Genomic DNA, 21074 nt, shown 5'->3' with positions numbered 1-21074 from the left:
ATAGCATACCTTAGTTTAATCCTTCCTTCGGAAGATTACAACTTGGGTATGCTATCGTTTTATCCTTTACGCCATTGCTTTTAATAGCTCTAGCAACCGTTCCAGATCGCTCTTCCCGAAATAGGAAAGCTCTATTCTACCTTTGTCTTTATTAGGTTTAATCCGAACCGTCGTCTGGAACTTCTCTCGAAGCGTTTCCTCTAGCTCTTCGATATAGGGATCGCGTTTCTTGGCCTTCGATTTTGCTTTCACGTTAACTTTAGCCTCAGTCTTCTGGACTGCTTCTTCAAGTTCGCGAACGCTCCACTCGCCAGCTACCGACTGCTTGGCTAATTGACGTCTAACGGACTCGTCTTTAATTCCAGCCAATGCACGGGCGTGCCCCATAGACAATGTTCCACGTGAAACATAATTTTTGATTTCATCCGGCAACGAGAGCAGACGAAGGAAGTTAGCGATGTGCGAACGAGACTTCCCTACTTTTAATGATAGCTCTTCTTGCGTAAGATTGAATTGATTCATGATTCCCTGGTATGCAATCGCGACTTCTAAGGAGTTCAGATCTTCGCGTTGTACATTCTCGATCAAAGCGATTTCCATAACTTGCTGATCGTTATAGGTTCTTACTACGGCTGGAATAGTTGGATTCCCTAGCAACTGAGAAGCTCTGAACCGCCTCTCCCCTGCGATAATCTCATAGCCTTTCAAGGCTTGGCGAACGACAATCGGCTGAATGACGCCATGCTCGCGGATTGATTCCGCTAACTCCTTGATCGCCTCTTCTTCGAAGGTTTTACGAGGTTGATAGGGATTAGCGCGAAGATTCGCTAATGGAATTTCTACAATCTTATCATCTTCTTTAATAGAAAGAGATGTGATAAGCGCGTCTAACCCTTTACCTAGCCGCTTGCTCATAGGAGATCACTTCCTTCGCCAGCTCGAGATACACTTCTGCACCTTTGGACTTTGGATCATAAGTAATAATAGATTGGCCATGGGATGGAGCTTCGCTAAGCCTAACGTTACGCGGTATAACGGTCTGGTATACCTTCTGTTGAAAATACTTCTTAACCTCTTCGATTACCTGAATTCCCAAGTTCGTCCTTGCATCGAACATGGTTAACAACACTCCCTCAATCTGCAAAGAAGTATTCAGATGCTTTTGGACCAATCGAATGGAGTTAAGAAGCTGGCTCAGTCCTTCAAGCGCATAATATTCGCACTGAATCGGGATCAGGACAGAATCCGCAGCCGTTAAAGAATTGATCGTTAATATTCCTAGTGAAGGAGGACAGTCGATCAACACATAGTCAAAATCATTTCTCACTAAAGCCAATGCCTTCTTGAGACGGATTTCGCGCGACATCGTCGGAACGAGCTCGATTTCCGCTCCGGCAAGTTGAATGGTAGCCGGAATGATTTTGAGATTAGGGATATCCGTATCCTCTACCGCTTGCTTTGGATGTACTTCATTAATGAGAACGTCGTAGATGCAATAGCTCACATCGGCTTTATTGATTCCGATCCCGCTTGTCGTATTGCCTTGGGGATCAATGTCGACGATCAACACTCTTTTTCCAAGTGATGCTAGACACGCGCCCAGATTGACCGAAGTCGTCGTCTTACCAACCCCGCCTTTTTGGTTGGCAATCGCAATTATTTTAGACAACCCAATTCACCTCAATGTTAATGAAACAATTAGAACAGTATCGTCGTCGCTTCTTAAAACCGCGAGTTCTGCTCCTAAGAAACAAAAAGCGGTCCCATGTTGAACGCTCGCCATACATACGCTTAGTGGACAGCGATTCGATATCAAACACGGGCATCCGCATGATAAGATCTAACGTTTAGGGATTCTGATAATAATCTCGTAGTGATCTTCGCAATCCTTCTCGCTGGCTTTGATCGGAATTCCCGATCCATTAACCATATCAACCGATTGTCGAATCGTATTCAGTGCCAACCGTACATCCTTGGTGAACGAGAACCTCTTTGTCTTCTTCGGTTTGGAAACCTCCATATAGAAGGCGATTCTCGTCTCGGTCTGTTTAACATTCAGATCCTTTTCGATGATCTCAGCAAGCAACTTATTCTGCATCTCTTCGTCAGGCAAAGAGAGCAGCGCTCTTCCGTGCCTCTCGGTAATCTTCCTCTCTAGCAATGCCTGCCTAACCGTCTCTCCTAATTGGAGCAAACGAATCTTGTTGGCAATCGTAGATTGGCTCTTACCCAGTCTCTGCGCTAAGCTTTCCTGGGTCAGTTGATGTAGATCGATCAGCTTCTGATAAGCGATCGCTTCCTCAAGCGCGGTCAACCCTTCGCGCTGCAGGTTCTCGATTAACGCTACGGAAGCCGCTTGCGAATCATTCATTTCCCTTACGATAGCAGGAATATGTTCCATTCCAAGCTTCGTAACCGCTCTCCACCTGCGTTCGCCGGCGATAATCTCGTATTTTCCATTACGCACCCTAACGACAATTGGCTGTATCACGCCATGCGTCTTGATCGTCTGACACAACTCATCAATGCGATCGTCGTCGAATACAGAACGTGGTTGATAAGGACTCGGAACGATTTCACGAATCGGAACTTGTTTCACATCTTCTTGATTACTTCGATCTGATAGACCGAGCAGTCTGGAGAATGGCTCTTTCATTTCTCACGGATCACCACATTAAGTAAGATAGGCGGAAAGGTATTGTGTCCATAGCGACGAAAAAGCGCCGCCAATTCGCGCTTGCAGCGCATATGCGGCACATCTCTCTGTTAATCTATTATATTCGCTATAACCGCCCGTTTCTCCTGCTAAAGCAAAAAACTTTCAATCTATTATGTTTGAATAGCCGTTCTCGTTTTAAAGATACCACGATAAGCTTCCTTAGTAAACGTAAAAATGTTCCACGTGAAACATATCCCTCCTTGTGGAGAAATGTTTCACGTGGAACATTATGGGTAAGATAATCTAACTCTTTATATTCAAGCTGGCAATTGGTTTAACTAAGGGGGACTTCAGTGGAATCCCCGATTTCCGAGGATATAAAGATGGCGTAGGTGCTTTTTTGGTGCACATAACCAAATGGCGATCTGCGCCATCAGATGGCAAAGTCAGATGTTTCACGTCCTGGATTTTCCCGTTCAACTTTGCCACACTGTATCGCCCCTCATCGAGTTCGGCTGAAATGTCAGTGCCCTTCATCGCGATGAACAGACCGCCGGGACGCACATAAGGCAAACAAAATTCATTTAGCACCGCAAGTCTTGCGACTGCCCTAGCCGTCACGATGTCATATTCATCCCGGTGCTCCCTCTTCCTAGCCGCATCTTCCGCTCTGCTGTGCAGACAAAGCACTTTAGTTAATCCGAGCTGCGAAGTGACTTCTTCTAAAAATCGTATTCGCTTGGCCAAGGCATCAATAATCGTCACTCTCAGGTGAGGGAATGCGATGGCGAGAGGGATAGATGGGAATCCTGCACCCGATCCGATATCTGCCAAGGAGCTTTGCTTGTCGAACTGCACCACTCCGGCTAGAGTTAACGAATCATAGAAATGCTTCTCATATACCGCTTCCCGTTCGGTAATGCCGGTTAAGTTCATTTTCTCGTTCCACTCCACCAACAAGGAGTAATACGTTTCAAATTGCGCTAATTGTCTTTCCGACAGCTTAATCCCTAATTTCTCGACATGCGACGCGAACTGCTCCTGAATCTTATCCGTCATGATCCGTGAGCCGCCGCGGTCACTCGATTATAATGCTCCAGATGTACAAGGAGAATGGATAGATCGGCTGGTGTAACGCCTGAAATTCTAGATGCTTGCCCAATCGACAACGGTCGAATTTTGCCGAGCTTCTGCTTCGCTTCTACCGCCAGACCGTAAATAATGTCGTAATCGATATTTTCCGGTATGCGCTTTTTCTCCATACGCTCCATGCGTTCCACTTGAATCTGCTGTTTCTCGATATATCCCGTGTATTTCACCTGAATTTCGACTTGTTCCTTCATATCTTCGGTTAATTCGATTGGTGAAGGTGACAAAGCCTCCAAATGCCTATAGTTAAGCTCTGGTCGACGTAACAAAGTGATGCCGTCAACGGAATTATTCAACAAAGAGGATTCAGCAGAAGTTAGCATCGATTGAACGGCTTCATCCGGACGGAACTTCGTTTCCTTCAATCGGTTGATTTCCGCTTCGACGCGTTCTTTCTTCTCCAAGAACTTGCGATGGCGTTCTTCCTTGATCAAACCGATCTCGTAGCCAATAGGAGTCATCCGCAAATCCGCATTATCATGGCGAAGCAACAACCGATATTCCGCGCGCGAGGTTAGAAGTCTGTAAGGCTCATTCGTCCCCTTCGTAACCAGATCGTCGATCATTACGCCGATATACCCTCTTGAGCGTTCAATAATAACAGGATCCGCTCCTTGTACTTTGCGTGCGGCATTAATTCCTGCCATTACCCCCTGACCCGCTGCTTCTTCATAGCCGGAAGTTCCGTTAATCTGTCCAGCGGTGAATAGGTTTGGTACCAGCTTGGTTTCCAATGAAGGCCATAATTGAGTAGGGATTACCGCATCATATTCTATGGCATAACCGGGGCGCATCATCTCTACCTTCTCCAAACCGGGTATAGAACGCAGGATATCAATCTGAACCTCCTCCGGCATACTCGTGGAGAGGCCTTGCACGTAGAATTCCTTCGTATTTCTTCCTTCGGGCTCCAAGAAGATTTGGTGCTTCGGCTTATCCGCGAAGCGAACGATTTTATCTTCTATGGAAGGGCAATACCGAGGACCCGTTCCTTCGATCAAACCGGAGAACATCGGCGCGCGATACAGGTTATCGTTAATGATTTGGTGAGTTTCCTCGGAAGTATAGGTTAACCAACAAGGAATTTGATCGTCGGAATGCGCCATATACTCTGTCTCGTAGGAGAAGTATTTGGGCTTGTTATCGCCTGGTTGGATTTCCGTTTTGCTAAAGTCGATGGAATCCTCATGCACCCTGGGCGGGGTCCCCGTCTTGAAACGAGCTAATTGAAACCCGCAGCGCTTCAATGCCTCGGACAACTTGACCGCAGGCTGTTGATTGTTAGGTCCACTCTCGTACATCAATTCGCCCAGTATGACTTTCCCTCGCAAGTAAGTGCCCGTTGTCAACACGACGGTTTTAGCGCCATACTCAGCACCTGTCTTGGTAACAACACCCACGCACGCACCATCTTCGATAATGAGATCTTCGACCAAACCTTGACGTAACGTCAGTCTTTCTTGCAGTTCGATCGTTTCCTTCATTTTATGCTGATACATGAATTTGTCCGCTTGAGCCCTAAGAGCGTGAACCGCAGGACCTTTTGCCGTATTCAACATCCGCATTTGGATGAAGGTCTTATCGATATTGCGACCCATTTCTCCGCCCAAAGCGTCTATTTCCCTTACGACATGTCCTTTAGCCGGCCCGCCTACCGATGGATTACAGGGCATGAACGCAACCATATCCAAGTTAATCGTCAACAATAACGTTTCGCAGCCCATTCGGGCAGCCGCAAGCGCTGCTTCACAGCCGGCATGACCGGCGCCAATAACGATGACGTCGAAATCTCCTGCACGATATGTCATTTATTTTCCCTCCTTGCTGCCTCATTTATATTATTTTCCTAAACAGAATTGAGAAAAAATCTGATCCAACAACGAATCTCCGGCAGCATCGCCGAGAATTTGCCCTAACGACTCCCATGATGCGGCGATATCGATCTGAATAAGATCTATCGGAACGCTCTCTTGAGTCGCGCTTATTGCCTCTTCTAAAGAACGTTTGGTCTGATGCAGCAGCGCAATATGACGTGCGTTGCTTACATACGTAATATCCCCAGATTCGACGGCACCGCTGAAAAATAAACCGGACACCGCTTTCTCCAACAAATCGATGCCATTCCCTTCCTTCGCGGACAAGAAAACGATTCGATCCCTCGAGTAATCCTGCTCGACCTCTTCAATCTCCAATTGACCAGGTAAATCTATTTTATTCACGACGACGATCGTTGAACGATCCTTCAGTTGTTTAAGCAGCTTTCTTTCGTCTTCATGCAAAGGTTCATGGTGATTTAACACAAGCAAGATAAGATCCGCTTCATTCAGAGCACCATGTGATCTTTCTACGCCGATCTGTTCTACCTTGTCGCTCGTTTCCCGAATTCCCGCCGTGTCCAGAAGCCTTAACGGGATCCCCGACAGCGAAACGGATTCCTCTACGATATCGCGAGTCGTACCGGGAATATCGGTTACGATCGCTTTATTTTCTCTGGCAAGCGCATTAAGCAGAGAGGATTTGCCGGCATTGGGACGACCCACGATTACCGTGACAATTCCTTCTCTTAGTATTTTGCCTTCATTCGATTTTATTAACAGCTGTTCGACTTCCCGAAGCACCGAGCTGCAATTATCGCGGATAAAGCCGGAGGTTACATCCTCCACATCGTGCTCGGGATAATCTATATTAACCTCTACGTGCGCCAGCAGCTCAATCAACTGCTGACGCATCGGTATAATCTGCTTAGATAATGAGCCTTCGGCTTGTCTCCTGGCTACCTGGAAAGCGCGATCCGACTTCGAACGGATAAGGTCGATGACCGCCTCTGCCTGCGCAAGATCGATCCTTCCGTTTAAGAACGCGCGTTTCGTGAACTCCCCCGGCTCCGCTAATCTCGCCCCATGCCGAAGAAGCAATTCCAATACGGACTTCACCGCGACGATTCCACCGTGCGTACTAATCTCCACCACGTCTTCGGCAGTGAAGGATCTCGGACCCTTCATAACCGTTACTAGAACTTCATCCAATACTTGATCATGCTGAGGGTCTACGATCCATCCATAATGAACGGTATGGCTGACCGCTTCCCTTAGATTTTGTTTGGACTTGAACACCTTCGCTACCGTGTCCACCGCATCTTGCCCGCTAACCCGAACGACCGCTATGCTGCCTTCCCCAAGCGCCGTCGCAATTGCGGCAATCGTATCCTCGTTCATGTTACCCCTCTTTTCAACATCAAACACAAAACGCAATGACCCCCCCAACGATGCGGAAGCCATTGCGCGGTCTCATTTTATTGCTTCAAAGCAATTACAATTCGACGATTCGGTTCGTCTCCCTGGCTGAAGGTCTTCACGTTCGGATTGGCCTGCAATCTGGCGTGAATGATCTTTCTTTCCTGGGAGGTCATCGGTTCTAACACGATTTCCTTCCGCGTTCGAATAACCCGCATAGCCATGCGCTCAGATAGTGCTTCTAAAGTCTGGCGACGGCGCTCGCGAAATTGCTCGGCATCAAGGACGATACGAAGATGATGGTTCGAGTGGCGATTAGCCACGATGTTCACCAGGTATTGCAGAGAATCCAATGTCTGTCCACGTCGACCGATTAGAATGCCCAAGTCGGAACCCGTAATGTTAATCCGCACTGCATCATTCTCATCCAATCGTTCAACAGAAACGGTAAGTTCCATTGCTCCCGACACGTCTTTCAGAAACCGTATCGCTTCTTCAATGCCGTCCGGCAACAATGTCAACTCCACTTTCGCTTCTCTGGCTCCAATGAGCCCGAACAATCCTTTGCTGGCTTGTTCCAATACCGTGATGTTCACTCGGTCTTCTTGCACGCCCAGTTGGGCCAGACCTTTACGAACCGCATCTTCTACCGTTTTTCCCGATGCCAGGAGCGTATTCATTTCACGCGGACCTCCTTACCTTTACCCTTTTTTGGTTTTGGTTGAGGAGCTTCTTCGACAGGATCAGGCTTTTTCTTTCCGTACATGAAGTAGTTTTGCACGATCGTATAGATGTTACTGTAGATCCAGTACAACGGTAATGCTGACGGGAAGTTAATCGCCATGACGAAGATCATTACCGGGAAAATATACATAAGTCCCTTCATTGGACCAACCATCTGCTGCTGCGAAGACATCATTTTGGATTGGATGAAGGTTGTGATAGCGGCAATAATCGGTAGAAGATAGAGATGATCCGGCTCCCCAAGCTTCAACCAAAGGAACGTACTCTCCTCGATTCCCAGATCCGCGTTCCCACGAATGTTAGCATTCGTGTAGATCGAGTTATACAACGCGATGAAGATCGGCATCTGAACGATAAGCGGTAAGCAACCGGCAAGGGGATTGACTTGATTCGTCTGGTACAGCTTCATCATTTCTTCTTGCTGCTTCTTCGGATCGTCCTTGAACTTCTCCCGGATCTTCTTCATATCCGGTTGCAACGCCTGCATAGCTTTCGTGTTTTTATATTGCTTGATCATCAGCGGCAAGATAATCGTCCGTACAATAATGGTAAGGATCAAAATCGCTAACCCATATTGTCCGCCGAACCAATCCGCGAAAGTATCCAACATCGTTGAGAACCAGTATACGACGTTCCGTGTCCACCAAGAACCGCTCTCAGCCATATTTTCCGTAGGTATTGCCGTAGCCGCAGGCGTACAACCCGCGAGCAATGTTACCAGCGACAATGCACCGATAACGATTAACCATTTGCGATTTCGCAACAAAACTAAAAACTCCCCTCTTAAACGCCCGGCATGCCGTAAATGTGAACTTCGAAATCCGACCAAATGCAGCCTGTACATACAAAAAATATTCAAGTCCACTATACCATAATAAAGAAGGCAAAGAAAAGCTACGGCTTGTCTACGCCAAAGCTTATTTGCCTTGATTTCCTTTACGGTTATTCGGACGGGACCCTCGCGATGATGAAGCAGTAGATCCTCCAGTATTCGGAGTTGAACCTTTCAGCAAACCTGCTTTCCGCAGAACGTGCAGAATGCTTCCCTCCATCTGCTTATATGGAAGAGAGAGCGCCGGCTTCCTAACAATTAAGATCAAATCCGTATCCTCGAGCAGCTTGGATGCATTTAATCTGATAATTTCCTTCACCATACGCCTTAGCCGATTGCGCACGACCGCGTTACCTAACTTACTGCTTGCGGATACGCCCATGCGAAAAGACCCCGTCTGCGACCGTTTGCGCCAATAAACCACGAATTGCGAGTTGGCGAACGAACGGCCATAGCGATAGATCACATTGAAATCTTCTCTTTTCCGAAGGCGCAGCTTCCTATGCATGACACACCGCTCCATCTTTCCGGAAATCTATATCCTGCTTTGTAAGAAAAAAAGACCACCTCAAGTGGTCTTTCGTTCTATGCTGTCAAAACTTTGCGACCTTTATGACGACGAGCAGCGAGAACTTTACGACCGTTCTTCGAGCTCATACGGCTACGGAAACCGTGAACCTTCTTGCGCTTGCTTACATTCGGCTTAAACGTAGGACCCATGATTCCAACCCCCTTACTTAAAAACTCACGTCCATCTATTAAACCACGAAGCCCTCAAAAAGTCAATGCAGAGCCTATCAACCATCTTTTTACTTATTCACATGTGTATAAAATATAAATCGTTAACGAATAAAGTTGATGTTTGTCGAAGACTCGCACATCTTATCAACAATATGTAGTACTGTGCACAGTTTTCATCCACAAGTTATTGAAATTGTGGATAACATCGTGAAATTCGTTGAATTCAGAGGGTTTGTCTGCTATGATTAGTCATGACATTTCCAGTGGATTACATTATTTTTCCCTCGATTTATCAACACCCTGTGAATAACTTTGTGAACAAACCCCCATATTAGTGGACATCCCTACATATAATTCAGGGAATTATGTGGATAACTAGTCGGAACCGACATTCGACTTTTTGTTTTTCGCTTATTTTTTGTCCTTGCGATGGGTTAAAGGAGAGAAAATGTCGTGGACAACCGCAACAACGAGGTCTGGCAACAAGTGTTGTCGGTCATCCAAACGAAGCTAAGCAAGCCAAGCTTCGATACATGGTTCAAAGCGACTAAGGCTTTCTTCTTAAGCGATAACGTTGTCATCGTAACCGCGCCGACGACTTTCGCGGTGGAATGGTTGGAAACGCGTTACACGAAGCTCGTATCCTCAACGCTTTCCGATTATATCGGCAGGCCTGTGGACGTTAAGTTTTCTATAGAAGAAGTACGGCCGCCCGAACCTGCAGAGACGTCGCCATCGATACCGAATCGGCAGCCAATCGTCGAAGAACCGATGATGCATATGCTGAACCCGAAATATACGTTCGATACGTTCGTTATCGGTGCAGCGAACCGATTTGCCCATGCCGCATCGCTGGCCGTCGCCGAATTGCCGGCGAAATCCTATAACCCCTTCTTCATGTACGGCGGCGTAGGATTAGGAAAAACTCATCTCATGCATGCCATCGGCCATTATATTCTGGAGCATAACCCTCATATGAAGGTTCTGTATCTTTCTTCCGAAAAATTCACCAACGAATTCATCAACGCGATTCGCGATAATCGGGGCGAGAGCTTCCGTAACAAGTACCGCAATATCGACGTGCTGCTCATTGATGATATTCAATTTCTTGCCGGTAAAGAAGGAACCCAAGAGGAGTTCTTCCATACCTTCAACGCCCTGCATGAAGAGCATAAGCAAATCGTCATCTCCAGTGACCGGCCGCCGAAAGAGATTCCAACGCTCGAGGAACGTCTTCGTTCCCGGTTCGAATGGGGACTCATTACGGACATTCAGCCGCCTGACCTGGAGACGCGGATCGCCATCCTTCGCAAGAAAGCGAAAGCGGAGAATCTCGACATTCCTAACGAGGCCATGATGTATATCGCGAACATGATCGACTCTAACATCCGCGAACTCGAAGGAGCACTCATACGTATCGTTGCTTATTCTTCTCTAACGAACCAGGATATATCGGCGCATCTTGCGGCGGAAGCCTTGAAGGATATATTGCCTACTGGACGAAATCGATTAATTACGATGCAAGATATCCAGCAGCGCGTCGGAGATTACTATGGGTTGAAACTAGAGGACTTCAAAGCGCGCAAGAGGACGAAAGCCGTGGCTTTCCCTAGGCAGATCGCGATGTATCTCTCCCGCGAGCTGACGGATTATTCCCTCCCTAAGATCGGAGACGCATTCGGCGGCAGGGATCATACGACCGTTATCCATGCTCACGAGAAAATTTCGCAGCTGCTCAAGGTCGATCAGGATCTGTACAAAATTATCAACAGCCTGACCGAAAAAATCAAAAATTTAACGTAAAAACACACCAGCGCCTATGCACAAAGCGTCCACATGTGGATAGGCGTTATTTTCGAGCTTTTTCGCGGTTATCCACATATTCACCGCCCCTACTACGACTTAAAGATTTAAACATGCTACAATACAAGCATAAACGGTTTAGAGCGGCCCAATAGCGACAAACGTTTATGTCGGAGAAAATTGACGAGGTGAGCCCATGAAATTGACGATATTGCGCAATGAGTTAAACGACGCCATTCAACACGTATCCAAGGCCGTTGCGTCAAGAACGACAATCCCGATCCTAAGTGGGATTAAATTGGATGCCAATCTATCGGGAGTTACCCTTACCGCAAGCGATACCGACATATCTATACAAAGCTTCATCCCGTTAGAAACACCTGACAAGACCATAGCTACAGTCTCTAGACCCGGGAGCGTAGTCCTTACCGCTAAATTTTTCGTCGAAATCGTCAAAAAGCTCCCTCACGAGGAAGTTCATATCGAAGTCGGCGAACGGTTTCAGACCCTCATTACGTCCGGTGCTACGGAAATTCAGCTTGTAGGGTTAGATCCCGAGGAATTCCCGGTCCTTCCTACCGTTCAAGAGGATCAAGTCGTGTCGATCCCCGGCGATTTGCTAAGGGATATGATTAGACAGACGGTATTCGCGGTAACCACGAACGAATCGACACCGATATTGACCGGCGTATTGTGGAATCTTCAAGAAGGCATTTACAAATTCGTAGCTACGGACAGACATCGCCTGGCGAGTCGATCGGCGCCCGTCGAATTATACGACGTACGCTTCTCCAATATTGTCATTTCAGGTAAAACGTTGAATGAATTAGCGAAAATAGTGCCCGATCAGAACGTAATGGTCGATATTGTCGTCGCTGAGAATCAGGTGCTGTTTAAGCTTGGCAATGTGCTTTTCTACTCCAGGATGCTGGACGGGACTTATCCCGATACTTCCAAGATTATTCCGCAAAGCTTCAAAACAGAACTCGTCCTGAACACAAAATCGCTAAGCGATTCCATAGACCGTGCTTATTTGCTGTCAAGAGAGGAAAAAACGAATATTGTTCGTTTGGTCACGACGGACGACGGGGGAATCGAAATCTCATCCAGCTCCTCCGAGCTAGGCAAAGTTACGGAACAGTTAGGCGTGGTTAAGATGAGCGGAGAGCCGTTAAAAATCGCGTTTAACTCCAAGTACATGCTAGACGTGCTAAAGGTTATCGACAGCGAAGAGCTGTTCATCGGTTTTAACGGAGCCATGAGCCCGATCATCATCAGACCTAACGACCATGAGAACAGCCTGCATCTGATTCTCCCTTACCGGACGACGAATTGAGGCGCATAAGATGAAAAGCATCGGAATATCCACTGAGTATATTACGTTGGGACAGTTTCTTAAGCTTGCGGAGTGCATAGGAACGGGCGGCGAAGTGAAGCATTTTCTGCAGGAAAACAGCGTGCACGTGAACGGCGAACCCGATAATCGCAGAGGGCGTAAGCTAAGAGTTGGAGATACCGTTGAGGTCGAGGGATTCGGGTCTTTCACGATAAGCATTCGTTAATCCTCGATTGGCGGTTTCCGAAGTCAGTTGGAGAGGAAATGTCCTATGCAGTTGAACACATTGGAGCTTCAAGGCTATCGGAATTACGATTCCTTAAAGCTGTCCACGGAAGGCGGGGTCAATATTTTCATTGGCCCTAACGCCCAAGGGAAAACCAATCTGATCGAAGCGATTCACGTGCTGTCTCTAACGAAGTCCCATCGGACCTCGAAGGATAAAGAACTGATCGGCTGGAATCAGACTGCTGCGGTTATCAGAGCCCAGATGAGAAGAAAGCACGGAAATGTCAGTCTGGAGCTGCAGTTATCCGCTCAGGGGAAGAAAGCCAAGGTAAACGGATTGGAACAACGCAAATTAAGCAGCTTCGTAGGAACGCTGAACGTGGTGTTGTTCGCTCCCGAAGATCTGGATATCGTCAAAGGAGCACCGGGAGTGCGCCGCCGATTCATGGACATGGAAATCGGTCAGGTGCACCCCGGTTATTTGTACGACATGCAGCAATATCAGAAAATACTGCAACAAAGAAACAATTACCTGAAGTCGACGGACATCCATCGGGCATCTCCGGAAATGTTAGACGTATGGAATGAACAGTTAGCTACCTCAGGTGTTAAAATGATGCAAAAAAGGAAAAACTTTATTATAAACCTGCAGAAGTGGGCGGAGAAAATACATGCCGGCATCACCGGCGGCAACGAGCGCTTCACCGTGGAGTACAAGCCATCATTCGGGAGCTCCATTGGTATGGATATCCAAGAACAATCTTCTTTATTCGAACAATTTATGTTAAAGTTAACACAGGGCAAGGAACAGGAATTCCGACGGGGAATGACGCTGACCGGTCCGCATCGAGATGATTTGAGTTTTGCCATTAACGGCAAGGATGTTCAGTCATTCGGATCGCAAGGACAGCAGCGTACAGCGGCATTGTCATTGAAGCTCGCCGAATTGGAACTGATGCACGAAGAAATCGGGGAATACCCGTTATTGCTGCTCGACGACGTACTCTCGGAATTGGATCAGACCCGGCAGACTCAGCTTATAGAGACTTTCCAGAGCCGAGTTCAAACCTTTATCACGACAACGGGTTTGGAAAGCGTCAACATGAGTCGCTTGAAGGATGCTTCTATTTTCCACGTGAGAGACGGCCAAGTGCTGCGCTAAGTAAGGAGTGAGCTTCGTGTATATCCATCTAGGCGGGGAAAAAATCATTCGAACGTCGCAGCTCGTGGCTATCTTCGATATTTCCATCGAGCAATCTTCGAAGCTGTCGAGGCAATTCGTCGTGCATGCGCAGAAGAACAAAGAAGTGGAAACGATCGGGGAAGAGGATCCGAAATCGATTGTTGTAACGGAGCATAAGGTGTATTACTCTCCCATATCCACGTCCACGCTTAAGAAGAGGGCGCACATTTTGGAAGGCTAATAGCTTTCTGTATCGTTATTGAACAGTGGTTACGTAAAGAAGGCGGTGGAAGGTTTGTCCGTAAATTCACAGCAAAATACCTACGACGAGAGTCAGATTCAAGTTCTGGAAGGCCTGGAAGCGGTACGCAAACGTCCGGGTATGTACATCGGATCTACCAGCGGTAAAGGCTTGCACCATCTTGTCTGGGAAGTCGTCGATAATAGCATTGACGAAGCGTTGGCCGGCTATTGCACGCGGATCGACGTAATCATACAAGAAGACAACAGCATTACCGTTATCGATAATGGACGCGGAATTCCGGTTGGATTAAACACCAAGCTTCAGAAATCGACGCTTGAGGTCGTTATGACCGTCTTGCATGCCGGCGGTAAGTTCGGCGGCGAGGGATATAAAGTATCCGGCGGATTGCATGGCGTCGGCGTATCCGTAGTGAATGCCCTATCGGAGCAAGTAATCGTTACCGTTAAGCGCGAAGGACATATTCATCAGCAGGAGTATCGTCGGGGCGCGCCGCAATACGACATTAAGATTATAGGGGATACCGAGGAGACGGGCACCCAAGTCCGGTTTAAGCCGGATCCGGAGATTTTCACGGAAACGACGGTATTCGATTACGATACCCTCGTAGGACGTATTCGCGAGTTGGCGTTCCTGAACAAGGGAATCGAGATCAACATCAGCGACGAAAGAACGGGCATGAGCGATACGTTCCGATACGACGGAGGTATCATCGAGTTCGTTAAATATTTGAATCACACGAAAGATCCTTTGCATGATCAACCGATCTACGTCGAAGGAACGAAGGATCATATCAACGTAGAAGTCGCTCTGCAATATAACGACGGCTATTCGGAGAATATTTACTCTTTCGCGAACAATATCAATACGCATGAAGGCGGAACGCACGAATCCGGCTTCAAGAGCGCTTTAACGAGAATCATTAACGATTATTCCCGTAAAATGGGTTTCGTGAAAGAGAACGAATCCAATTTAACCGGGGACGACGTAAGGGAAGGCTTGACGGCGATTATTTCCGTTAAGATTCCGGAACCTCAGTTTGAAGGACAAACGAAGACGAAGCTTGGAAATAGCGAAGTTCGCGGCTTGGTGGAGTCTTTGTTCAGCGAGAAGCTTCTTCAGTTCCTAGACGAGAATCCGGCTATCGCGCGGAAAGTCATGGAGAAGGGCCTTCAAGCGGCCCGGGCAAGGGAAGCCGCGCGTAAGGCGCGCGAATTGACTCGACGGAAGAGCGCGCTTGAAGTTAGCTCGCTTCCGGGTAAGCTGGCGGATTGCTCGTCCAAGGACGCTTCCATCAGCGAGATTTACATCGTAGAAGGCGACTCCGCGGGCGGATCCGCTAAACAGGGCCGCGATCGTCATTTCCAAGCGATCCTGCCTTTGCGCGGTAAGATCCTCAACGTTGAGAAGGCGCGCCTGGACAAGATTCTCTCCAACCTGGAAATCCGGGCGATGATTACGGCGTTGGGTACCGGTATAAGCGATGACTTCGATATCACTAAGGCTAGATATCACAAAATCATCATCATGACCGATGCCGACGTCGATGGCGCGCATATCCGTACCCTGATCCTCACGTTCTTCTATCGCTACATGCGCAAGTTGATCGAAGAAGGCTACGTCTATATCGCTCAGCCGCCGCTCTTCAAGATCGAACGGAACAAAACCGTTCGTTATGCAATGAACGAGAAGGAACGGGATCAGATCTTCGCGGAGTTCGGAGAAGGCGCGAAGCTGAATGTTCAGCGTTACAAAGGCTTGGGAGAAATGAACGCAAGCCAGCTATGGGAAACGACGATGGATCCGGACAGCCGCACGATGCTGCAAGTCAGGATCGAAGACGCGATCAAGGCCGATCTCATGTTCGATACCCTGATGGGAGACAACGTGGAGCCTCGCAGGGAATTCATTCAACAATATGCGAGGTACGTTAAAAATTTGGATGTCTAGCATGTTCGGCATCCATGGATAAGAGCAGGGGGTATCTCTAGATAGAGATACCCCCTGCGGATATGCGATGACTGTGCGCGGTGGAACCATCGTTGGCAATCCGTCACGCATCACGCGTTGCGTTTACGGGCTTTGAACCTGCCATAGGCTACCGCATAGTAATAGATTTTTCGGAAGACGGACCGATTGGGCAGCTTCTTGAACAGGAATGGATCAGGCAACGTATTGACCTCGAGAATCCATGGTCTTAGATGGTGATCGATCGCCACGTCGATTCCGATTTCCTTGATTCTCGGGAACCGCTTTTCCAAAGCTCGAGCGGTATCTACTCCGAGCTTACGAAGATTAGTGTCGTATCGATTCCATTGCTCGGAAGAAAGGAAAGCCTTCAGCAAAGTGTTTACGGGCATGGGAGTACCGCCTGCGTGGTAATTGGTTACGATTTTGCGAGGGTGGGCGACTCGGCCGATCATCCCTGTTGATTCCCACTGGGATTGCGGGTTTTTCTGGACCATGATCCTGAGATCGAATCTTCTTCCGTTATACTTTAACAACTCGATTCCTTGTTGCGTAAGATAGGCTTTGCGTTTTTTCACTTTTTGCAGCTTGCGGAACATTTCGTTGAAAGTACCGAAGGAGTACTTTGTTTCCCCCGATTGGAAGGAATAAGGCGTGGAGGATTCGGAATTCTTCTCTACGCGGATCACTCCGCTGCCGAAGGTTCCATGGATTGGTTTCACATAGATCATTGCGTATTGCTCAAGCATTTGTTTCACTGTTGACTGCTCGAAACTGCGAGTGGAAGGCACGTATTCTCTCAAAATGGGATCGGCAAGAAGAACGTCGGTTTTGGCCCATTTACTGCGGACGCGTTGAATCGGCATGCGGGTTCATCCAACCTTTCCCTTCGGCAGTGTGATATAATGGAATTATTGTATATTTTCTAATCTATGACGGAAATCGTCTTGCGGTGTTTGTTGAACGACCAGAATATATAAGGCCGCGAGCGCGATATTACCCGCTTGATATTGCTTAAGGAGGATCTTCATGTCGGAAGAACAACGCTCCCAAGTCAAAGACCGCGATATTGGGGTTGAGATGCGGGAATCGTTCATGGATTATGCAATGAGCATTATCGTCAGCCGGGCTTTGCCGGATGTGCGCGATGGCTTGAAGCCTGTTCATAGGCGTATTCTATATGCGATGTCTGAACTCGGAATGTCCCCGGACAAGCCTTACAAAAAGTCGGCGAGAATCGTCGGCGAAGTTATCGGTAAATACCATCCGCACGGCGATTCCTCGATTTACGAGGCAATGGTCCGGATGGCTCAAGACTTCTCTCTCCGGTACATGCTCGTGGACGGACACGGCAACTTCGGTTCCGTTGATGGAGATTTTGCGGCTGCGATGCGGTATACGGAAGCCCGCCTTTCCAAGATCGCCATGGAAATGCTTCGGGATATCAACAAAGAAACCATTGATTTCAGGCCTAACTATGACGGTGAAGAAAATGAGCCCGTGGTATTGCCTGCAAGATATCCGAACCTGCTCGTTAACGGCAACACCGGCATCGCCGTCGGAATGGCCACCAACATTCCTCCCCATAATCTGAGGGAGGTCATAGAAGGTACGCAAGCTTTATTGCGCGATCCGGAATTAACTCCATACGATCTGATGGAATATATAAAGGGACCTGACTTCCCAACGTCCGGACTTATTCTCGGCAGGGTTGGCATCCGCCAAGCCTATGCGACGGGCCGCGGTTCCGTTACGATGAGGGCACGGGCTACGATTGAGGAGAATAACGGAAAAGCACGTATTCTCGTCCACGAAATTCCTTACCAAGTCAATAAGGCGCGTCTCGTCGAGAAAATCGCCGAGCTCGTGCGCGAGAAGAAGATAGACGGAATTACGGATCTTCGCGATGAGTCGGACCGTAACGGAATGCGTATTGTAATCGAGCTGCGCCGTGACGTGACGCCTACCGTCGTATTGAACAATCTTTATAAGCAAACTCAGATGCAGACAAGCTTCGGAATTAACTTGCTGGCGCTAGTGAATAACGAGCCCAAGACCCTTAACCTAAGGGACGTCCTTCACTACTATATCAAGCATCAAGTTGAAGTTATTCGTCGTCGCACGGAGTACGACTTGAAGAAAGCGGAAGCGCGCGCGCACATTCTGGAAGGCTTGCGTATCGCGTTGGACCATCTGGATGAGGTCATTTCGCTCATTCGCGCTTCCAGAACGACGGATGAAGCTCGCGAAGGCTTGATTACGCGATTCGGTCTTTCTTCAGATCAGGCGCAAGCCATTCTCGATATGCGTCTTCAACGCCTTACGGGCTTGGAACGCGAGAAGATCGAACAGGAGTACAATGAACTACAGCAGAAGATCGCCGAATATAAAGCCATTCTTGCCGATGAGCAACTCGTGAACGATATTATTTACGAAGAACTCGAAGAGATCAAGCTGAAATACGGCGATGAACGTCGTACGGAGATTACCGTCAGCGATGACGAAATCTTGGATGAGGATCTCATTCCGCGCGACGATGTCGTCGTTACGATGACGCATACCGGGTACATCAAGCGCCTTCCCGTTTCCACCTACCGCAGCCAGAAGAGGGGCGGAAGAGGGATTATGGGGATGGGGACCAAAGACGATGATTTCATCGAAAATCTGTTCGTCACCAATACCCATCACTACCTATTGTTCTTCACGAACAAAGGTCGCGTGTTCCGGATGAAAGCCTATGAAATTCCGGATTTAAGCCGGACGGCTCGAGGCACGCCTATTATCAACCTTATTCAGATCGAACAGGGCGAGACGATCAACGCGGTGATACCGGTAGAAGGATTTGAGCCTAACCAGTATCTCTTCTTCGCAACCCGTAACGGCATCGTGAAGAAGACGCCACTCGAAGATTATTCGAACATCCGCAAAGTCGGTTTGATTGCCATTTCCTTGCGAGAAGACGACGACTTGATCGGCGTGAAGCTGACGGATGGCGAACGCGAGATCGTGATGGGAACAAGCCAAGGCATGTCCATTCGTTTCTCCGAACAGGATGTTAGGGCGATGGGTCGTTCTGCGACCGGCGTAAAAGGCATTCAATTGGACGAGAACGATAAGGTCATCGATATGGATATCGTCGCACCGGACCAAGAGGTTCTTATCGTGACGGCTAAGGGCTACGGTAAACGTACCCCGATGACGGAATACCGGATTCAGACTCGCGGCGGAAAAGGAATTAAAACCTTGAACGTGACCGAGAAGAACGGGATTATCGTGGGATTGAAAGTCGTACACGATGATGAAGATTTGATGATCATGACTTCGTCTGGAACTTTGATCCGCACCAGTATGTCGGGCATTAATACAATGGGACGGATTACCCAAGGTGTTAAGCTTATTAATATCCGCGACGAGGATTCCGTGGCGACGGTTGCACGGGCTCCTAAGAGCGAAGATACTGACCCGGATTCTGAAGAGGTCGAAGGCGAAACGGAAGACAACTAAAGAGTTGTTTTCCAATACCGTCTAGGGGGAGGGATGCAGCATGCCGATCATTCCAATTTCACAAGTTCAAGTTGGCGATCGACTGGGCAGTGACGTCCAGACTGCTCTCGGAAGCTTGTTGCTGCAGCAAGGCCGGGCGCTATCGGAGAGGGACACGGAGATTCTGCATGCTTTCCTGATCTCGAGCGTGGATATCGTACGCCAACGTTTGGAGGATCAGAGTCCGGACACGGCAGATGAAACTGCCGCTACCGCGGAAATTAAGCTGTCCTCCTTACAGCAGGAGTTTCTTCGAATGGAGAGGCTGCTCAAGCGTATCATGTCCATGGTTAGTTCCGGACAGAAGCTTCCCGTGCTTGATCTACGTAATGGCTTGAACGCGCTTATCGAACATATGGATGAATATAACGTTCTGACATTTTATGCTCCCCCATCCGTCGGAATGTTAGACGTCCTCGTTCGAAATAGCGTTCTATGCGCTCTGACTTCCTATCAGTTGGCCAAGTGGAATAAGTTTCCGGAGAAAGACTGGCTTCCGATTTCCATGGCCGCCCTGCTGCACGACATTGGCAACGTGAAGGTAGATTCAGCAATCCTGAATAAACCTTCGAGGCTGACGCCGGAAGAAGTGCAGGAGATGAGGCAGCATACCGTATATGGTTTCAGAATGCTCGAAGGTAGTACTTCGATGAATCAGGGCGTATGGCTGTCGGCGCTTCAACATCATGAGCGTATTGACGGCAGCGGTTATCCGATGAAGGTGAAAGGGGATAAAATACACCCTTACGCCAAGATCGTCGCGATAGCCGACATGTACCATGCGATGACTTCCAATCGCAATTACCGCAAGGCGGAGTCGCCCTATCTCGTACTTGAGGAGCTTTATTCCGGTTCCTTCGGCAAGCTCGAACCTCTCTATGTACAAACATTCATTGAGAGAACTACGCAATTTCATATTGGTGTTTTCGTTAAGTTAAACAATGGCGAGATTGGAGAAATCGTCTTCTCCGATCGTAACAACCCGACTCGTCCGATGGTATCCATTAACGGCCAGATTGTGAATCTAGGACAGAATCGTCAGCTGTTTATATGCGAAGTGTTTGCTACGAAATAAGATTCTCCTGCTTGTTCCCTTGAAGATCGGATCGTTGGTTACGCAACCGCGATTCGGTCTTTTTCTTATTCTATTGTTACGGTCCAGACTCTATCGCGAGATTATTTAATAAAAAGTTTATAAAAAACAGTTGCATCTATTCGCCCAGCGTGATATATTATTTGAGTCGCTGTTAACGCGGACGACGAAACAAGAAACACGAATTGTTCTTTGAAAACTGAACATTGAGCGTAAGAAACAAACAAGTAAGACCAGCATTGAATGAGCCTTTTGGCTCTCTATTATGGAGAGTTTGATCCTGGCTCAGGACGAACGCTG

The 21074-nt window shown here is 48.0% G+C and carries 19 protein-coding genes; 8 read left to right on the top strand and 11 right to left on the bottom strand.

Features of this window, described 5'->3' with window-relative positions; translation table 11 throughout:
• Positions 1–66 precede the first annotated feature (66 nt).
• From E2980_RS13695 to rpmH, 10 genes are all read right to left on the bottom strand, one after another.
• Positions 67–915: a ParB/RepB/Spo0J family partition protein gene (locus tag E2980_RS13695; protein ID WP_135152746.1), complete on the bottom strand. Its 849-nt coding sequence runs from the start codon at positions 913–915 to the stop codon at positions 67–69.
• A complete protein-coding gene (locus E2980_RS13690; RefSeq protein WP_135152745.1) occupies positions 896–1669 on the bottom strand; it encodes a ParA family protein in 774 nt (257 codons plus the stop codon). Before E2980_RS13690 ends, E2980_RS13695 begins: the two co-directional genes overlap by 20 nt.
• A gap of 171 nt (positions 1670–1840) precedes the next feature.
• Positions 1841–2656, bottom strand: a complete 816-nt coding sequence (gene noc, locus E2980_RS13685; protein WP_135152744.1) for a nucleoid occlusion protein — start codon at positions 2654–2656, stop codon at positions 1841–1843.
• Positions 2657–2962: 306 nt separating this feature from the next.
• Positions 2963–3718 (bottom strand): 16S rRNA (guanine(527)-N(7))-methyltransferase RsmG, encoded by a 756-nt coding sequence (rsmG, locus tag E2980_RS13680; protein WP_135152743.1) that lies wholly within the window; start codon positions 3716–3718, stop codon positions 2963–2965.
• The gene (gene mnmG / locus E2980_RS13675; protein ID WP_135152742.1) at positions 3715–5616 is read right to left on the bottom strand and encodes a tRNA uridine-5-carboxymethylaminomethyl(34) synthesis enzyme MnmG; all 1902 of its coding nucleotides are present in this window, start codon (positions 5614–5616) and stop codon (positions 3715–3717) included. The genes rsmG and mnmG overlap by 4 nt, the downstream gene beginning before the upstream one ends.
• A gap of 30 nt (positions 5617–5646) precedes the next feature.
• Positions 5647–7023, bottom strand: a complete 1377-nt coding sequence (gene mnmE, locus E2980_RS13670) for a tRNA uridine-5-carboxymethylaminomethyl(34) synthesis GTPase MnmE (protein ID WP_135152741.1) — start codon at positions 7021–7023, stop codon at positions 5647–5649.
• A gap of 77 nt (positions 7024–7100) precedes the next feature.
• Positions 7101–7721: an RNA-binding cell elongation regulator Jag/EloR gene (jag, locus tag E2980_RS13665; protein WP_135152740.1), complete on the bottom strand. Its 621-nt coding sequence runs from the start codon at positions 7719–7721 to the stop codon at positions 7101–7103.
• Complete coding sequence (locus tag E2980_RS13660) at positions 7718–8548, bottom strand: YidC/Oxa1 family membrane protein insertase (RefSeq protein WP_240703029.1); 831 nt, start codon at positions 8546–8548, stop codon at positions 7718–7720. The genes jag and E2980_RS13660 overlap by 4 nt, the downstream gene beginning before the upstream one ends.
• A gap of 154 nt (positions 8549–8702) precedes the next feature.
• Positions 8703–9125, bottom strand: coding sequence for a ribonuclease P protein component (gene rnpA / locus E2980_RS13655; protein ID WP_135152738.1), 423 nt, complete (start codon positions 9123–9125; stop codon positions 8703–8705).
• Positions 9126–9202: 77 nt separating this feature from the next.
• The gene (rpmH, locus tag E2980_RS13650) at positions 9203–9337 is read right to left on the bottom strand and encodes a 50S ribosomal protein L34 (RefSeq protein WP_135152737.1); all 135 of its coding nucleotides are present in this window, start codon (positions 9335–9337) and stop codon (positions 9203–9205) included.
• A 474-nt stretch (positions 9338–9811) separates the two neighbouring features.
• Between rpmH and dnaA the strand changes: the two genes are divergently transcribed.
• From dnaA to gyrB, 6 genes are all read left to right on the top strand, one after another.
• Positions 9812–11161, top strand: a complete 1350-nt coding sequence (dnaA, locus tag E2980_RS13645) for a chromosomal replication initiator protein DnaA (RefSeq protein WP_135152736.1) — start codon at positions 9812–9814, stop codon at positions 11159–11161.
• Positions 11162–11357: 196 nt separating this feature from the next.
• Positions 11358–12497: a DNA polymerase III subunit beta gene (gene dnaN / locus E2980_RS13640; protein ID WP_135152735.1), complete on the top strand. Its 1140-nt coding sequence runs from the start codon at positions 11358–11360 to the stop codon at positions 12495–12497.
• 10 nt (positions 12498–12507) lie between these two features.
• A complete protein-coding gene (gene yaaA / locus E2980_RS13635; protein WP_135152734.1) occupies positions 12508–12723 on the top strand; it encodes a S4 domain-containing protein YaaA in 216 nt (71 codons plus the stop codon).
• Positions 12724–12768: 45 nt separating this feature from the next.
• A complete protein-coding gene (gene recF / locus E2980_RS13630; RefSeq protein ID WP_135152733.1) occupies positions 12769–13887 on the top strand; it encodes a DNA replication/repair protein RecF in 1119 nt (372 codons plus the stop codon).
• A gap of 16 nt (positions 13888–13903) precedes the next feature.
• A complete protein-coding gene (gene remB, locus E2980_RS13625; RefSeq protein ID WP_120977999.1) occupies positions 13904–14149 on the top strand; it encodes an extracellular matrix regulator RemB in 246 nt (81 codons plus the stop codon).
• A 54-nt stretch (positions 14150–14203) separates the two neighbouring features.
• Positions 14204–16120, top strand: coding sequence for a DNA topoisomerase (ATP-hydrolyzing) subunit B (gyrB, locus tag E2980_RS13620; RefSeq protein ID WP_135152811.1), 1917 nt, complete (start codon positions 14204–14206; stop codon positions 16118–16120).
• Positions 16121–16230: 110 nt separating this feature from the next.
• Here the strand turns inward: gyrB and E2980_RS13615 are convergent, their stop codons facing one another.
• Complete coding sequence (locus tag E2980_RS13615) at positions 16231–17004, bottom strand: YheC/YheD family protein (protein WP_135152732.1); 774 nt, start codon at positions 17002–17004, stop codon at positions 16231–16233.
• Between the two features lie 163 nt (positions 17005–17167).
• On the opposite strand from E2980_RS13615, the gene gyrA reads away from it, so the two are divergent.
• Entirely contained in the window at positions 17168–19642 is a 2475-nt protein-coding gene (gene gyrA, locus E2980_RS13610) for a DNA gyrase subunit A (protein ID WP_135152731.1), read from the top strand.
• A gap of 40 nt (positions 19643–19682) precedes the next feature.
• Positions 19683–20756, top strand: a complete 1074-nt coding sequence (locus tag E2980_RS13605; protein WP_135152730.1) for an HD-GYP domain-containing protein — start codon at positions 19683–19685, stop codon at positions 20754–20756.
• Positions 20757–21074: the final 318 nt, after the last annotated feature.

Origin of the sequence: Cohnella luojiensis, assembly GCF_004564235.1 — a bacterium.
GTDB classification, from domain to species: domain Bacteria; phylum Bacillota; class Bacilli; order Paenibacillales; family Paenibacillaceae; genus Cohnella; species Cohnella luojiensis.
Note: the sequence above shows the minus strand (reverse complement) of the source record. Positions and strands in the feature narration are given on the sequence as shown.

What these genes read in the sequence shown, in the direction of transcription:
- noc (WP_135152744.1), bottom strand. Translation starts at nt 2,656, where the DNA reads ATGAAAGAGCCATTCTCCAGACTGCTCGGTCTATCAGATCGAAGTAAT.
- dnaN (WP_135152735.1), top strand. Translation starts at nt 11,358, where the DNA reads ATGAAATTGACGATATTGCGCAATGAGTTAAACGACGCCATTCAACAC.
- E2980_RS13615 (WP_135152732.1), bottom strand. Translation starts at nt 17,004, where the DNA reads ATGCCGATTCAACGCGTCCGCAGTAAATGGGCCAAAACCGACGTTCTT.
- rpmH (WP_135152737.1), bottom strand. Translation starts at nt 9,337, where the DNA reads ATGGGTCCTACGTTTAAGCCGAATGTAAGCAAGCGCAAGAAGGTTCAC.
- rsmG (WP_135152743.1), bottom strand. Translation starts at nt 3,718, where the DNA reads ATGACGGATAAGATTCAGGAGCAGTTCGCGTCGCATGTCGAGAAATTA.
- mnmE (WP_135152741.1), bottom strand. Translation starts at nt 7,023, where the DNA reads ATGAACGAGGATACGATTGCCGCAATTGCGACGGCGCTTGGGGAAGGC.
- gyrA (WP_135152731.1), top strand. Translation starts at nt 17,168, where the DNA reads ATGTCGGAAGAACAACGCTCCCAAGTCAAAGACCGCGATATTGGGGTT.
- mnmG (WP_135152742.1), bottom strand. Translation starts at nt 5,616, where the DNA reads ATGACATATCGTGCAGGAGATTTCGACGTCATCGTTATTGGCGCCGGT.
- yaaA (WP_135152734.1), top strand. Translation starts at nt 12,508, where the DNA reads ATGAAAAGCATCGGAATATCCACTGAGTATATTACGTTGGGACAGTTT.
- recF (WP_135152733.1), top strand. Translation starts at nt 12,769, where the DNA reads ATGCAGTTGAACACATTGGAGCTTCAAGGCTATCGGAATTACGATTCC.
- E2980_RS13605 (WP_135152730.1), top strand. Translation starts at nt 19,683, where the DNA reads ATGCCGATCATTCCAATTTCACAAGTTCAAGTTGGCGATCGACTGGGC.
- E2980_RS13695 (WP_135152746.1), bottom strand. Translation starts at nt 915, where the DNA reads ATGAGCAAGCGGCTAGGTAAAGGGTTAGACGCGCTTATCACATCTCTT.
- jag (WP_135152740.1), bottom strand. Translation starts at nt 7,721, where the DNA reads ATGAATACGCTCCTGGCATCGGGAAAAACGGTAGAAGATGCGGTTCGT.
- rnpA (WP_135152738.1), bottom strand. Translation starts at nt 9,125, where the DNA reads ATGCATAGGAAGCTGCGCCTTCGGAAAAGAGAAGATTTCAATGTGATC.